Genomic DNA, 14,754 nt, shown 5'->3' with positions numbered 1-14,754 from the left:
CGCCTTTTGGGGGGCGGCCTTTATAAGCGTAGAGGCGTTTTTTGTTAACGCCCGTTTGGCAGATGATTGACGTCAACATCCTGTCGAAATGCCATCTTTCCCGGATTCCGGGGGCTGCAGCGGTGACCGTTAGTCGGTAAATGGCACGTTTGGTTAAATGATGGCCTGATGACAGCTATTGCTTTTACAGATCCCGGACTAGAGTGAACGCTCAGTATGTGTACGGTTTTTACCGGAACCGACCTGTAGTCCCGAGAAGAGAAGCAGCATGGAATGCGCGCAACCCCCGCCAGGTGAAGGCAACTCTGTCCTATTGATTGTTGATGATTACCCTGAAAACCTGATCAGCATGCGCGCGTTGCTGCAGCGTCAGGACTGGCAGGTCATCACCGCCGCCTCCGGTTTCGAGGCGCTCAGTCTGTTGCTGGAACACGACGTCGATCTGGTACTGCTCGATGTGCAGATGCCGGGTATGGACGGTTTCGAGGTCGCGCGGCTGATGCGCGGCAGTCAGCGTACGCGCCTTACGCCAATTATTTTCCTCACCGCCAACGAGCAATCTCAGGATGCCGTGATCAAGGGTTACGCCAGCGGTGCAGTGGATTACCTGTTCAAACCGTTCGATCCACAGATTCTCAAGCCCAAGGTGCAGGCGTTGCTGGAACACCAGCGTAATCGCCGCGCCTTGCAGCGTTTGAGTCATGATCTGGAAGCGGCGCGAGCCTTTAATGCTTCGGTATTGGATAACGCTGCCGAAGGGATTTTGGTGGTGGGCGAGGACGGCGTGATCCGTTTTGCCAACCCGGCGATTTCCCGGCTGCTCAACGCGCCAGTAACGGAGCTGGAGGGTAAGGAGTTTCTCGACTACCTGCAGAAACCGCACATTCCCGTGTGGGCCGATTCCGAGTTTTATGCCGGCTACAAACGTGGGGAAACGCTAAGACTGCACGACGCTTTATTACGCACCGCGCCGGGCCAGCAGGTGCCGGTGGCGCTTTCATGTGCTGCGCTGCCGTCTGAGCAGCACGCGATGGTGGTGACCGTGCTGGACATGTCGGTCGTACGTCACCTTCATCAGCAACTGGAATTCCAAGCGGTTACCGATCCTTTGACCGGTTTGCTCAATCGCCGAGGTTTCTACCAGACCGTTGAAAACCTGCTGCTGCGTGGGGAGCGCAGCGACAGCAGTTGGGTGCTGCTGTATCTGGATCTCGATGGCTTCAAACGGGTCAACGATTCGCTGGGTCACGATGCTGGCGACCGCGTATTGCGTTGGGTTTCTGAACAGTTGAAGGCTTGCCTGCGACCGTTCGATATCCTCGCGCGTATGGGCGGCGATGAATTCACCGCACTGCTGGATCTGGAATTCCCTGAGCAAGCGGCAAAGATTGCCGAGAAACTCATCGAGCGCGTTTCCATCTGCCAGCAGATCGAAGGACTGGATATCGCCCTCGGCGCCAGTATCGGTATCGCGACGTTTCCGGACTGCGGCTCAAACCTCGACGGTTTGCTGCGCGCCTCCGACATTGCCATGTACGAAGCCAAACGCGCCGGTCGTCAGCAATATCGCTTCTATGATCACGAAATGAATGGCCGCGCCCGTTCGCGCTTGATGCTCGAAGAGAGCGTGCGCACCGCCATCGAGAACCGTGATTTCAATCTGGTTTATCAGCCGCAAGTGGCCATCGACACTGGCCAGATCCGTGGGTTTGAAGCACTGCTGCGCTGGCAGCACCCGAGCGTTGGCGATGTCCCGCCGGGGCTGTTTTTGCCGTTGCTGGAAGAGGCGCGGTTGATCAGTCGGCTCGGCAGCTGGATTTATCATCGCGGCGCTGGTCAACGCAAAGCCTGGGAAGCCTTGTTCGCTGAAGATCTGGTGCTTGGTGTGAGTTTGAGCAACACCCAGTTCAGCATGCCGAATCTGGTCACTGAATTGCGTCAGGTCATGGAGCGCCATGCGCTGCAGCCTCGGCAACTGGAAGTTGAAGTCACCGAAGAAGCCTTGATGCAAAACCCTGACGAAACCCGCAAGCAACTGCGCTTGTTGCGCAATCTCGGCGTGCGGGTGGCGCTGGATGATTTCGGTTCTGGCCCGTGTTCGCTGGCGCATCTGCGTGATCTGGAGCTGGACACGCTTAAACTCGATCGCCACCTCATCGCTCGATTACCCGACTCTGCACGCGACGCTTCGCTGGTGAGCACCGTGCTCAACCTGTGCAAACAGTACGGTTTGCTGGTGATCGCCGAAGGGGTCGAAACCATCGAGCAATACCAATGGCTGCAGGCGCATGGCTGCGAGTACGTGCAAGGTTTCCTCGTCGCGCGGCCGTTGATCGCCGAAGACGCCGCCAGCTTCGCCGAGCCTTTCGACTGGAGCGCGCTGCCCGGTTGAATTCGCTACACTGGCGCACCTTTTTTTCGAACCGTGCCGCCCGTCCATGACCGTGTTGAAGTACCTCCAGGCCTATCCCGCGCAATTGCAGGATCAGGTGCGCCAACTGATCGCCGAAGGGCGTTTGGGCGATTACCTGAGCCAGCGTTATCCGGGGCGGCACGATGTGCAGAGCGACAAGGCGTTGTACAGCTACGCGCTGGATCTCAAGCAGGAATACCTGCGCAACGCCCCGGCCATCGACAAGGTGCTGTTCGACAACCGCCTCGACCTGACCCACCGCGCCCTCGGTCTGCACACCACGGTGTCGCGGGTGCAGGGCGGCAAGCTCAAATCGAAGAAAGAAATTCGTATCGCCTCGTTGTTCAAGGACGCCGCGCCGGACTTTCTGAAAATGATCGTCGTGCACGAACTGGCGCACTTCAAAGAGTCGGATCACAACAAGGCGTTTTATAAATTGTGCGAGCACATGCTGCCGGGGTATCACCAGATCGAGTTTGATCTGCGTGTGTACCTGACGTGGCGGGATTTGTAGGAGCTGCCGCAGGCTGCGATCTTTTGATTTTCCAATTAATGGGCCCATGCATGGACGTCAGCAAGACCAAAAGCAGTTTCTATCGCCGCCTATACGTAGCGTACCTGATCGACAGCGGCCTGGCGCCGAGTGTGCCGACGCTGACCGAAGTGACCGGCATGCCCCGGCGCACGGCGCAGGACACGATCGCGGCGCTGGCGGATCTGGATATCATTTGTGAATTCGAGCAGGAAGAGGGCGCACGCAACCATGCCGGGCGTTATCGGATTCGCGAGTGGGGGGCGATTGATCGGGGGTGGATTGAGCGTAATTTGCGGCAGATAAAAGCGGTGCTGGAATATCCCTGAAAGTTGCTGTGCCTGAGCTGACGCCTTCGCGAGCAAGCCCGCTCCCACAGGGGAATGCATCCCAGGTGTGGGAGCGGGCTTGCTCGCGAAAGGGCCCTTAAGAGCGACGCATTCCAATATGCGGAATGTCATCCTCCAGATATTCCTCACCCGCCGCCACAAACCCGTACTTGCCGTAATACCCCTGCAAATGCGCCTGCGCCGACAGATAGATCGGTATCGCTGGCCAGTTCTTCTCAGCCTGTTTCAACGCCTCTTCCAGCATCTCGTGGCCCAGGCCTTTACCGCGTCCCTCCGTTGAGGTCAGCACGCGGCCAATCACCACGTCACCGCCCTGGGATTCCGGATCCAGCAGGCGCAGGTAGGCGACCAGTTGATCATCGGCCCAACCCATCAAATGGTAGGTGTCGCCCGCCAGATCCTGACCATCCGGATCCAGGTAGGCACATTTCTGTTCGACCACGAACACTTCCGAGCGCAGCTTCAAAATGGCGTACAGCTGCTCCTTGCCCAGATCGCTGTGATGTTTGCAGATCCACTCGATATTCATTTGCCGACTCCTTGAACGTGTGTCCGGATACTAAGCGCCCACGCCTTTGATGTCTGCATGGCGTAAGAGTCTGTGACAAAGATCAAAATGCCATCATTCCTTTCTCGCGGTCGTCACGTCTTTGTGTAATCTGCTGGAGAGCGCTGTGCACTGGCTCCGTTGAGCTACTGTTAGTGCCTGGGTTTTGCCGGTAAGGGGCCTTGGGGTTTTGACTGAAAACAGGCCGGGCAGCCCGCCCGCTAAGGATTTTCAAGCATGCCGCGTGTGTATCGAGCCTTTGCGTTGATCGGACTGCTCCTGCTGGCTCAAACCGCTGCAGCGGACAAGCTGCGGCTGGTGTTTGATATCTGGCCGCCCTTTACCGACGACACGCTGGTCAATGGCGGCCTGGCCACCGACATCGTCAGCACCGCGCTGGCCCGCGCCGGATATGCCAGTGGCTACGAGCAAGTGCCGTGGGCGCGGGCGCTGATGGGGGTGGGCGAAGGGCGTTATGACGTGTTGGTCAACGCTTGGTACAACGAAGACCGCACCAGACTCGGACAGTTTTCCGGCGAATATCTGCTCAACCGCATCCGCTTTCTCAAGCGCAAAGACACGCCACTCGACTATTCCAATTTGCAACAACTGCACACCTATCCGATTGCGGTGGTGCGCGGTTATGCCTATTCGGCGCCGTTCGATGCCGACACGGCATTGCAGAAAGTCCCTGTGCATAACTTCGCCATGGCCGTGCGCATGCTCGCGGCGGATCGGGTCAAGTTGACGCTGGAAGATGAGTACGTGGCGAAGTATTACCTGGCGCGGGAATCAGCCAAGGTGCGCAACTCGGTGGAGTTTTTGCCCAAGCCGTTGAGTGAGAACAGCCTGCATATTTTGGTCAGCCTGAAGAATCCGCAGCATGCGCAGATTGTCGCGGGGTTTGATAAGGCGATTGCGGCGATGAAGGCGGATGGGAGTTATGAGCGGATGCTGCGCCAGCATGGGATGTGAGTTTTTGATCCCGGAGTAGTGTTGTTGCTGATGGCCTCTTCGCGAGCAAGCCCGCTCCCACATTTAAACCGCATTCCAACTGTGGGAGCGGGCTTGCTCGCGAAGGCGTCTGGTCAGCCAGCACTAACCTCACTGGTATCCTTGATCAGATGCGCCGCCAAAGTGCGCAACGGCCCCAACTGCCGGCAAATCAGCGCCAATTGCGTCTGCACCAACCGCTGCCCTTCATCAATCTCATCGGCCATCTGCTCCAGCTCATTGGCCAGCGCTTCTTCTTCATCACTCTGAATCGCAATCGGCTGCTTGCTCGCCAGCCCTTGAGCGATTTCATCAATGCTCGCCGCCAGTTTCACTCCGGCGCCATCGATCAACTGTTCGCGCACCTCCGCCGGCAACTGCGTCTCGCGATGCGCGCCCAGGCCTGACAGATAACTCAGCAACGTGTGCGACAGCACCAGAAAGCGGAAACCGACATCCGCTTCCTTCCTGAAATGCCCCGGCTCCATGAGCATGTTCGCCAGTGTCGTCGACAGCGCCGCATCGGCGTTGTGCGCATTGCGCCGGGCGAGACGATAAGCGAGGTCGTCGCTTTTGCCGGCGGCGTATTGCTGCATGATCTGCCGCAGATAGATGCTGTTGCAGGTCAGGGTGTTGGCCAGCACTTTGTTCAGGCGTCGACCCTGCCAGTCCGGCAGGAACAGGAACACCGCGAGCCCCGCAATCAAGCTGCCGAGCAAGGTATCGAACAGCCGTGGCAGGAACAGCCCGTAACCGTCGCCGACCTGATTGAAGCAGAACAACACCATGATGGTGATCGCCGCGGTCGCCAAGGTGTAGCGCGTGGTGCGGTTGGTAAAGAACACCACGCCGGCGGCGATGGCGAAACACGATTGCACCAACGGGTTCGGGAACAGATCGAACAGCGCCCACGCCACGGTCAGGCCGATGGCGGTGCCGAAAATCCGCTGACCGAGTTTGCGCCGCGTCGCGCCGTAGTTCGGCTGGCAGACGAACAGCGTGGTGAGAATGATCCAGTAGCCTTGCGACGGGTGAATCAAATGCACCATGCCGTAGCCGATACTCAGCGCCAATGGCAGGCGCAGGGCATGACGGAACAGCAGCGACGTCGGCGTCAGTTGTGTGCGCAGGCGAATCCAGACGTCTTTGAAATTGCGTGGTGAACGGTCGAGCAGGCTGCTGTCGGTCGCGTCAGCCAAGGCATCGGGATTGCTCGCGTCGCTGAGCAAGCGGTCGAGGGTGCCGAGGTTGGCCGCCAGTGCGCGCAGCGAGCGCAGCAGCCCGCGCCAGGCCGGGTTGCTCTGGATGCGCAGGTGTTCGAGGGACGCGTCGAGGTCGCTGAGGGCTTCGGCAAAACTGGCGTCGTAGATGAACGGCTGACGCAACTGGATCGACTCGGCCAGCGCTCGGCAGGCTTTGCCTTGCTGGCGCAACAGGCGTTGGCAGCGGAACAGCACGTCGCTGTGGAAAAACGCATCAGCGAGGGCGTTGTACGGATAGTGCGAAGAACTGGCGCGTTCGTGAATGTCCTGCGCGAGGAAGTACAGCTTCAAGTAGCGGCTGACTTTCGAGCCGGGGCGACCGTTGCCGACCCGGTGCAGGATGATTTCTTTGGCACTGTTCAGCGCCGCCACCACACGACCGTTTTGCTGGGCCAGTTCCAGACGCCGCGCTTCGACGTCCATCTGCCTAATCGGCTCGAACAGCGAGGATTTCAGCTTCAGGTAAAAGCCCAGTTCGCGGAACAGTCGCGCCAGACTTTGCTGCACCGGTTGATTGGAAAACAGCGCCTGCCACAACACCGAGAGCAAGCCGTACCACGCGGCGCCGGCGACCAGCAGCATCGGTTCGTGCCAAAAATCGGTGACCGCGCCGCCGCGTTGATCGACGCCGATCATCGTGTACACGGACAGAATCAGCGTCGCCGAGGCAATCGCCCCGTAGCGCTCGCCGAGCGCACCGAGCATGGTCAGGCCGAAACTCGCCAGCGCCAGGGCAATGGCAAACACGATGGGGTAGGGGAAGAGCAATTCCACCGACAGCGCGGCGATGCTGAAACACACCAGCGTCACGGCGAGGGCGTTGAGGCGGCCCTGCCAACTGTCGTCGGTTTCGGCCAGGGCGCTGGCGATGATGCCGAGGAACAACGGGATCAACAGGCCCATTTCATCCTGATACCAACACAGCGCCATGCTGCCGGTCAGGGCGATGAACACCCGCACGCTGTAGCTGAATTTATCCAGCGCCCACAGGCGCCGCAAAGACTGACGAAACGAGGTCGAGGACATGAAGTGCGAAGGCCTTCCGAGGCGATGCCGCTAAATTGAGCCAGTAATGACGCCGACGCAATGGCGGCGATCACATCTGACAGCAAAAAGTGTTCCTTGATCGCCCGCTACCCCTGTAGGAGCTGCCGAAGGCTGCGATCTTTTGATCTTGATCTTAAAACAGGATCAAAAGATCGCAGCCTTCGGCAGCTCCTACAGGGGGAGTGTTGTTTCGGTCAGGCGTATTGCGCGGCGGCGTAGCCGGAGGCCCAGGCCCACTGGAAGTTGAAGCCACCCAAGTGGCCAGTGACGTCGAGCACTTCGCCAATGAAATACAGGCCGGGGCTTTTCAGCGATTCCATGGTCTTGGACGACACTTCGCGGGTATCAACGCCACCGAGAGTCACTTCGGCCGTGCGATAACCTTCAGTTCCCGCCGGCACGACTTTCCAGCTGCCCAGCTTCTCGGCGATCTCCGCCAGCTCTGCGTGGGTGTACTGCTTCATCGGCTTGGAGACAAACCAGTTATCCGCCAGCAGATTGGCCATCTTCTTGGTGAAAATCTCACCCAGCAAAGTTTTCAATTCACTGTTCGGACGCTCGGCCACTTGCTGTTGCAGCCAGCTCGCCGCGTCGTGATCCGGCAGCAGGTTGATCTCCACTGTATCGCCCGATTCCCAGAACGACGAGATCTGCAAAATCGCCGGGCCGCTGAGGCCGCGGTGAGTGAACAGGATGTTCTCGCGAAAGCTCTGATCGTTGCAGCTGACCAGACAATCCACCGACGTCCCGGACAGCTCGGTGCACAATTCCTTGAGCTGGTCGGTGATGGTGAACGGCACCAGGCCGGCGCGGGTCGGCAGCAGTTCATGGCCGAATTGCTTGGCCACTTGATAACCAAAACCGGTGGCGCCGAGCGTCGGGATCGACAGGCCGCCGGTAGCGATCACCAGCGACTGGCACTGAACCTGGCCGAGGGTGGTGTCGAGCAGGTAACCGCTCTCGACTTTCTCAATGGTCTGGATCGACGTGTCGAGGTGCAACTCGACGCCGGCCTGATCGCACTCGGTGAGGAGCATTTCGAGGATGTCGCTGGATTTGTTATCGCAGAACAGCTGGCCGAGTTTTTTCTCGTGATACGGCACGGCGTGTTTGCCGACCATGCCGATGAAATCCCACTGGGTGTAACGCGCCAGTGCGGATTTGCAGAAGTGCGCATTCTGCGAGAGGAAATTGCTCGGCTCGGTGTACATGTTGGTGAAATTGCAGCGGCCACCGCCCGACATCAGGATTTTCTTGCCGGCCTTGTTCGCGTGGTCGAGCAGCAACACCTGACGCCCACGCCCGGCGGCGGTCAGTGCACACATCAACCCAGCGGCGCCAGCGCCAATGATCACGACTTCGGTAGAGCGCAAAACGGTGTCCTCATGGTGGGTCGCTACAAAACAAACTGTGGGAGCGAGCTTGCTCGCGAAAGCGGTGTGTCATTCAACGTGATGTCGACTGACAGATTGCATTCGCGAGCAAGCTCGCTCCCACAGGGGATCTTCGTTAAATGGAAGATCGGTTACAGGATACGCACGCGCAGCGAACGGCCCTTGATCTTGCCGTCGTTCAGGCGCTGCAACGCTTGCATGGCCACGGTGCGGTCGACAGCCACATAAGCCTGGAAATCGAAGATCGCGATCTTGCCAACCTGCGCGCCCGGAATACCGGCATCACCCGTCAGTGCACCCAGAATGTCGCCCGGACGCACTTTGTCTTTACGGCCAGCACCGATGCACAGCGTGGTCATCGGCGGTTGCAGCGGGGCGAGGCCCTGGGATTTGAGGTTATCGACCTGATCCCAGTTCAGCGGCGATTTTTGCAGCTGTTCGATGGCTTGCGCGCGATGCGCTTCACCCGGAGCAACCAGGCTGATCGCGATGCCTTTCTCGCCAGCGCGACCGGTACGGCCGACGCGGTGAATGTGGATTTCCGAATCGCGCGCCAGTTCGACGTTGATCACCATGTCCAGTGCATCGATGTCCAGACCACGGGCGGCGACGTCGGTGGCAACCAATACCGAAGTACTGCGGTTGGCGAACATCGCCAGCACCTGATCGCGATCACGCTGTTCCAGATCGCCGTGCAGGCCGACGGCGGAAATGCCTTTGGCGGTCAGGTGATCAACAGTTTCCTGCACTTGCTGCTTGGTGAAGCAGAACGCCACGCACGACGCCGGGCGGAAGTGGTGCAGGACCTTGGTCACCACGCTCATGCGATCTTCCGGGGAAATCTCGTAGAAGCGCTGCTCGATCTGCGTGTCATCGTGGAACGCTTCGGCTTTCACCGTTTGCGGGTCACGCATGAATTTCGACGCCAGTTGCTTGATGCCCACCGGGTACGTCGCGGAGAACAGCAGGGTCTGACGACGCTCCGGGGTCTTGACGATGATGTCTTCGATGGCGTCGTAGAAGCCCATGTCGAGCATGCGATCGGCTTCGTCGAGGATCAGCGTGTTCAAGCCATCGAGTACCAGCGAACCCTTGCGCAGGTGCTGCTGAATGCGCCCCGGGGTGCCGACGATGATGTGCGCGCCGTGCTCCAGCGAAGCGATCTGCGGGCCGAAGGACACGCCGCCGCACAGGGTCAGGACCTTGATGTTGTCTTCGGCACGGGCCAGACGACGGATTTCCTTGGCGACCTGGTCGGCCAGCTCACGCGTCGGGCAGATCACCAGTGCCTGGCAACCGAAGTAGCGCGGGTTGATCGGATTCAGCAAACCGATGCCGAACGCGGCGGTCTTGCCGCTGCCAGTCTTGGCCTGAGCGATCAGATCCATCCCTTTGAGGATCACCGGCAAGCTCTGCGCCTGGATCGGCGTCATCTGGGCATAACCGAGGGATTCGAGGTTAGCCAGCATGGCGGCGGACAGCGGCAGAGTATTAAAAGCGGTGGCGATGGTGGTCACGGGACTGGCCTGCAAAACAAAATGTCGCGCAGTGTAGCAGCCCCGTGCCACTTTCCTCGAAAGTTCTGGACGAACAGCGACTAAAACCAGAAGTGAAGGATTTACCTGTGGCGAGGGGATTTATCCCCGTTGGGGTGCGCAGCACCCCCCTATACCTGCCACCTCGGTACATCAGACCGATCGCATTCAACCTTTTGGGGCTGCTACGCAACCCAACGGGGATAAATCCCCTCGCCACAAAAGCCAGCATGGCAAATTAATGTTCAATGTGTTCTTCCGGCCGTTTCGCGCGGCGGCCGTCTTCTTTCGACAGCTGTGAGAATATCGTCGCCGCCAACATCGCCATGATCCCGACCGTGACAAAGGTCAGCTGGAAGGCACCTAGCACAGTCTCCACACCATCATTACCGACCTCCGCCGTAAACCCGCCAAGCAACGCACCCGCGCAGGCAACACCTAGACTCAACGACAACTGCGCGACCACCGATAGCAAACTGTTGCCGCTACTGGCGCTCGCGTCATCCAGATCGATCAACGTCACCGTGTTCATCGCCGTAAATTGCAGCGAGTTGATCGCGCCAAGTACCGCCAGCAGACACAGCAGCAACCAGTACGGCGTCTGCTCGCTGACCAGGCCCATGCTCGCCAGCATGATCCCCAGCGCCAGCGTGTTGCCGGTGAGGACGATGCGATAACCAAGTCGCTCAATCAGCGGTCGCGCCACCCACTTGGCGATCATCGCCGCAGCGGCCAGCGGCAACATGCTCATCCCCGCTTGCGACGGTGAATAACCCAGCGCCACCTGCAGCAGCAACGGCACCAGAAACGGCAACGCGCCGCTGCCCAAACGGGCAAACAGGTTGCCAAGAATGCCGACGGCAAACGTGCGGGTCTTGAACAGTGACGGCGCGAACAGCGGGTTTTCGATATGCCCGGCGCGCAACCAGTACGCCGCCAGACAGGCCATGCCGCCGAACAGCAGCAACATCACCCGCAGGTGCGGCAAGTGCAGTTCGCCGAGGCCTTCCATGGCGATGGTGATGAGGATCATCGCCGCGCCGAACAACAGGAAACCGAGGCTATCGAAACGCGTACGCTCGCTGCCGCGCAGGTCGGGAATGAATTTCCACACCGCGTAGCAGCCGATCACGCCGACCGGCAGGTTGATCAGAAAGATCCAGTGCCACGTCAGGTATTCGACCATCCAGCCGCCCATGGTCGGGCCGATCAACGGGCCGAGCAGACCGGGGATGGTGATGAAGCCCATGATCCGCACCAGTTCGGATCGCGGATAAGCACGCAACACCACCAGCCGCCCGACCGGCAACATCAGCGCACCGCCCAGGCCTTGAATGACGCGAGCGCCGATCAGCATGCTCAGGCTGCTCGACAGCGCACAAAGCAGCGAGCCGAAGCTGAACAGCAGAATCGCACCGAAGAAGATTTTCTTGGTGCCGAAGCGGTCGGCGATCCAGCCTGAGGCGGGGATCAGCAACGCCACGGTGAGCATGTAGGCGATGATCACACCCTGCATGCGCAACGGATCCTCGGCGAGATCGCGGGCCATGGCGGGCAGGGCGGTATTGAGGATTGTCCCGTCGAGGGACTGCATGAAAAACGCAATGGCGACGACCCAAGGCAACCAGCGGGCGGTGATGGCGTCGAGAGGCGGGCGGTTGGGCATGGAACCTCTGATGGGTGGTTAATCCAAATTTGATGATCGTTCCCACGCTCTGCGTGGGAATGCCTCAACGGACGCTCCGCGTCCGCTTTTGGCAGGAACGCAGAGCGTCCCGGGCTGCATTCCCACGCAGAGCGTGGGAACGATCGCTGTCAGAGCGTTAACGTGAGTCGGCTAACCAGCGCCCCCGGCAGCAATGCCGACGAGGTATTGCGCTGGCTGTACGTGCTCGCTGACAGCAGCAACTCACGCTCCGCAGTCAACGCTTCCAGCTGCGAACCCAGCAGGCTGTACGCGCTGTCGTCAAAACGCATGGTGCTCACCGGCGCCTGAATTTCGCCGTTCTCGACCCAGAAGGTCGCAAAACGGGTCATGCCGGTCATGCGCGCCGCCGGTTGATCCGAGTAGTTCAGGTACCAGAGGTTGCTGATGTACAGCCCGGTGCCCAACTGCTTGAGGATCTCTGCTTGCGACAGATCCCCCGCCGCCATGTTCAACGCACTTGGCATTTCACCACCACCGGCGCCGTTGGCGGCCAGACCGTATTCCGCCGCACTGCGCGAACCAACCAATTGATCCCCAGCCTTGCCCTCGGCGATCAAACGCAGATCACTGCGTGGATAACCTTCGCCGGAAAATGCCGGGCTCAGCGAGTCGCTGACCTTTTCGTCCAACGACACCAGTGGGCTGAACGCTTGATCGCCGACATACAGCTTCTGCAACGGACTGCTTTTGCTGGCAATCGACTGCGCCGAAAATCCACCCCAGCTCAACATGCCCATGATTTCTTCCAGCGCCGCTGGCGCCAGATAGGCGCGGTACTGCCCCGGCGCCAGGGTGCGCAACGGCCGACCGAGAAATTCCAGTTGCTCGCGCGCCTGACCGAAGCGCTTGGCGAACCCTTCGCTGCTCCAGTCATGCCCGGCGTAGCTGGCTTTCACCGCTTCGCCGTTCTCGTGAAACAGGCTGAAATCGAAGTTGAAGCTATTGGCCTGATGCCAGCCAAACGCCCCCGAAGAACTGGCAAAACCACGGCTGATCGGCCCGGCGGCATAGAAGCCCACCAAGTCCAGACCTTCAGCAGCGGCGCAGATTTCATCGACCACCTGTTCCGTGTCCGGCAGCGGATGTTCCTGCACATTCTTGCTCTGCCAGCCGTTGTGATTGAGCAGTAGATACGGATCCTGCGGCAACAGCGGCAGAGTTTCGCGCAGTTGTTGCAGGCCTTCGGCGAGGCGTTGCAGATCGCCTTCCTGATCACCCGAGAGGGTGACTTGCAGGTCGGCATGACGGCCGTCGTTGATCAGCTTCAGAACGATGTTGGCCTGCTGCACCTGCCCGGCCTGACGCACTTTGGCGTGATTGAAACGCACGAACGCCGAGGATTCAGCGGCATAGCTGAGGGTGAACTGTTCCGGCTCACGGACGCTGTCGCGCAGCCAATTGACCATGACCTTGAAGGCGTCGGACTGACTCTTCGAAATGCTCATCAGGCGTCTCCCCCAAACACATCAACGTTGCTGAATACGCAGGCCGGCGAAGCGTGGCCGACGCGGATCACCTGATTCGGTTCGCCCTTGCCGCAGTTTGGCGTGCCGAGCACCTTGACGGTGTTGGCGTCGCCGACGGCGCGCAGGCTTTTCCAGAAGTGCGCGGAAATCGCCCGGTAGTTCGGATTTTTCACCACGCCTTTAAGTTCACCGTCTTCGATCAACTGGCCCCATTCGCAGCCGAACTGGAATTTGTTGCGAGCATCGTCGATCGACCACGAACGGTTGGTGCTCATCAAAATGCCGTGCTCGATGCCTTCGATCAGCTTGTTCAACGGCTGATCGCCCGGTTCGATATTGAGGTTGGCCATGCGATCAATCGGCGCACGATTCCAGCCGCAGGCGCGGCTGTTGGCAACGCCATCCATGCCGGCACGGAATTGCGACAGCGCACCGCCCAGCGGCCGCAGCAACAGACCTTCGCGGATCAGAAATTGTTTGCTGGCCTCGGTGCCGTCGTCGTCATGGCCGTAGCTGGCGAGTTCTTCGGGAATGCCCGGATCGAAGGTTACGTTGAGCAGCTTCGAGCCGTATTGCAGGCTGCCGAAGTCACTGGCCTTGACGAAACTGGTGCCGGCGTAATTGCGTTCATCGCCGAGGATGCGGTCGAGCTCCAGCGGGTGGCCGATGGATTCGTGGATCTGCAGCATCATCTGATCGGGCATCAACAGCAGATCGCGCGGGCCTTGCGGGGTGTTTGGCGCGAGCAGCAATTGCAGGGCCTGATCGGCGACTTGCGGGCCGGCGCCGATCAAGCCGCAGCGGCTGATCACATCAGCGCCGCCCTGTTGGCCGAAGTTTTCGCGGCCGAGGCTGCGGGTCTGGCTGTCGTTGCCGTCGTAGGCGGTAACGTCGAGGCCTGGGTAGACGAAGCGCTGGGCCTGGCGCAATTCAGCCCCGGCGCTGCTCAGGTAGATCTGTTCGACGTGAGTAATGCCGATGCTCACCTGCCAATTCACCAGGCGCTCATCCTTTGGCACCGAGGCGGATTCCGCGCCGAGCAGCTCAAAGCATTCGCTCAGGGAAGGGAAGGGTTGTTCGAGATTGGGCGAAAAGTAATCAGCGCGATCGCTGGACACTGGCTGATCGCGCAGGTCGAGCAAGGCGTGCGGCTTCAGGCGACGGGCCTGAGTTTCGGCGCGTTCAAGCGCAGCTTGCAGGCCTTGTTGCGAGAGGTCGTTGGTCGCCGCGTAGGCCTCAACGCCGTTGACGCGAACGGTGAGCATAGCGCCTTCGTCACGGCTCAGGCTTGGCGGTTCGGCGACGTTCTTGCGCACCGACAGGTACTGCCCGGACTCGCGTACATACCGCAGGGAAAAAAACTCAGCGCCCGTGCGCAAGGCAGCGAAGCGCTGCTTGAGCTGGGGGTGGAAATCGAACATTCGGGAACCTCCTTGTCAGGGGGAAGCGGTAAAGCGACGGCGGGGAGGGGGTGAAACGGTTGCGCGAGGTCTAGAGTAGGCCTGCG

General features: G+C 59.8%; 11 protein-coding genes. 4 read left to right on the top strand and 7 right to left on the bottom strand.

Annotated elements, in window-relative coordinates:
• The first annotated feature begins 268 nt into the window (after positions 1-268).
• The 3 genes from KFS80_RS13380 to KFS80_RS13370 are packed head-to-tail and all read left to right on the top strand — an operon-like array spanning position 269 to position 3,274.
• Positions 269-2,392 carry a putative bifunctional diguanylate cyclase/phosphodiesterase gene (locus KFS80_RS13380; protein ID WP_212545053.1) on the top strand — a complete coding sequence of 708 codons (2,124 nt, stop codon included), beginning with the start codon at positions 269-271 and terminating at the stop codon, positions 2,390-2,392.
• A gap of 46 nt (positions 2,393-2,438) precedes the next feature.
• Entirely contained in the window at positions 2,439-2,927 is a 489-nt protein-coding gene (locus tag KFS80_RS13375) for a YgjP-like metallopeptidase domain-containing protein (RefSeq protein ID WP_159811846.1), read from the top strand.
• Between the two features lie 50 nt (positions 2,928-2,977).
• Positions 2,978-3,274: a winged helix-turn-helix domain-containing protein gene (locus tag KFS80_RS13370; protein WP_016772794.1), complete on the top strand. Its 297-nt coding sequence runs from the start codon at positions 2,978-2,980 to the stop codon at positions 3,272-3,274.
• A 97-nt stretch (positions 3,275-3,371) separates the two neighbouring features.
• Here the strand turns inward: KFS80_RS13370 and KFS80_RS13365 are convergent, their stop codons facing one another.
• A complete protein-coding gene (locus tag KFS80_RS13365) occupies positions 3,372-3,824 on the bottom strand; it encodes a GNAT family N-acetyltransferase (protein WP_212545052.1) in 453 nt (150 codons plus the stop codon).
• Positions 3,825-4,079: 255 nt separating this feature from the next.
• Here KFS80_RS13365 and KFS80_RS13360 point away from each other — a divergent pair, with 255 nt between their 5' ends.
• Complete coding sequence (locus tag KFS80_RS13360) at positions 4,080-4,817, top strand: substrate-binding periplasmic protein (protein ID WP_053124610.1); 738 nt, start codon at positions 4,080-4,082, stop codon at positions 4,815-4,817.
• A gap of 113 nt (positions 4,818-4,930) precedes the next feature.
• On the opposite strand, the gene yccS is transcribed toward KFS80_RS13360, so the two are convergent.
• From yccS to KFS80_RS13330, 6 genes are all read right to left on the bottom strand, one after another.
• The gene (yccS, locus tag KFS80_RS13355; RefSeq protein WP_159811845.1) at positions 4,931-7,123 is read right to left on the bottom strand and encodes a YccS family putative transporter; all 2,193 of its coding nucleotides are present in this window, start codon (positions 7,121-7,123) and stop codon (positions 4,931-4,933) included.
• A 215-nt stretch (positions 7,124-7,338) separates the two neighbouring features.
• A complete protein-coding gene (locus KFS80_RS13350; protein ID WP_159814763.1) occupies positions 7,339-8,517 on the bottom strand; it encodes a BaiN/RdsA family NAD(P)/FAD-dependent oxidoreductase in 1,179 nt (392 codons plus the stop codon).
• 152 nt (positions 8,518-8,669) lie between these two features.
• Entirely contained in the window at positions 8,670-10,055 is a 1,386-nt protein-coding gene (gene dbpA / locus KFS80_RS13345) for an ATP-dependent RNA helicase DbpA (RefSeq protein ID WP_008085781.1), read from the bottom strand.
• A 256-nt stretch (positions 10,056-10,311) separates the two neighbouring features.
• Complete coding sequence (gene mdtD / locus KFS80_RS13340; protein WP_212545051.1) at positions 10,312-11,739, bottom strand: multidrug transporter subunit MdtD; 1,428 nt, start codon at positions 11,737-11,739, stop codon at positions 10,312-10,314.
• Between the two features lie 149 nt (positions 11,740-11,888).
• Positions 11,889-13,226, bottom strand: coding sequence for a TldD/PmbA family protein (locus KFS80_RS13335; protein ID WP_212545050.1), 1,338 nt, complete (start codon positions 13,224-13,226; stop codon positions 11,889-11,891).
• Positions 13,226-14,668 carry a TldD/PmbA family protein gene (locus KFS80_RS13330; RefSeq protein ID WP_212545049.1) on the bottom strand — a complete coding sequence of 481 codons (1,443 nt, stop codon included), beginning with the start codon at positions 14,666-14,668 and terminating at the stop codon, positions 13,226-13,228. The genes KFS80_RS13335 and KFS80_RS13330 overlap by 1 nt, the downstream gene beginning before the upstream one ends.
• Positions 14,669-14,754 lie beyond the last annotated feature (86 nt).

Origin of the sequence: Pseudomonas rustica (genome assembly GCF_018336155.1) — a bacterium.
Classification (GTDB): Bacteria; Pseudomonadota; Gammaproteobacteria; order Pseudomonadales; family Pseudomonadaceae; genus Aquipseudomonas; species Aquipseudomonas rustica.
The sequence above is the reverse complement of the archived record's forward strand: the minus strand, read 5'-3'. Positions and strand labels throughout refer to the sequence as shown.

Bases quoted from the DNA above. Each gene is read 5' to 3' on its own strand.
- KFS80_RS13380 (WP_212545053.1), top strand. From the start codon at position 269: ATGGAATGCGCGCAACCCCCGCCAGGTGAAGGCAACTCTGTCCTATTG.
- KFS80_RS13375 (WP_159811846.1), top strand. From the start codon at position 2,439: ATGACCGTGTTGAAGTACCTCCAGGCCTATCCCGCGCAATTGCAGGAT.
- KFS80_RS13370 (WP_016772794.1), top strand. From the start codon at position 2,978: ATGGACGTCAGCAAGACCAAAAGCAGTTTCTATCGCCGCCTATACGTA.
- KFS80_RS13365 (WP_212545052.1), bottom strand. From the start codon at position 3,824: ATGAATATCGAGTGGATCTGCAAACATCACAGCGATCTGGGCAAGGAG.
- KFS80_RS13360 (WP_053124610.1), top strand. From the start codon at position 4,080: ATGCCGCGTGTGTATCGAGCCTTTGCGTTGATCGGACTGCTCCTGCTG.
- yccS (WP_159811845.1), bottom strand. From the start codon at position 7,123: ATGTCCTCGACCTCGTTTCGTCAGTCTTTGCGGCGCCTGTGGGCGCTG.
- mdtD (WP_212545051.1), bottom strand. From the start codon at position 11,739: ATGCCCAACCGCCCGCCTCTCGACGCCATCACCGCCCGCTGGTTGCCT.
- KFS80_RS13335 (WP_212545050.1), bottom strand. From the start codon at position 13,226: ATGAGCATTTCGAAGAGTCAGTCCGACGCCTTCAAGGTCATGGTCAAT.
- KFS80_RS13330 (WP_212545049.1), bottom strand. From the start codon at position 14,668: ATGTTCGATTTCCACCCCCAGCTCAAGCAGCGCTTCGCTGCCTTGCGC.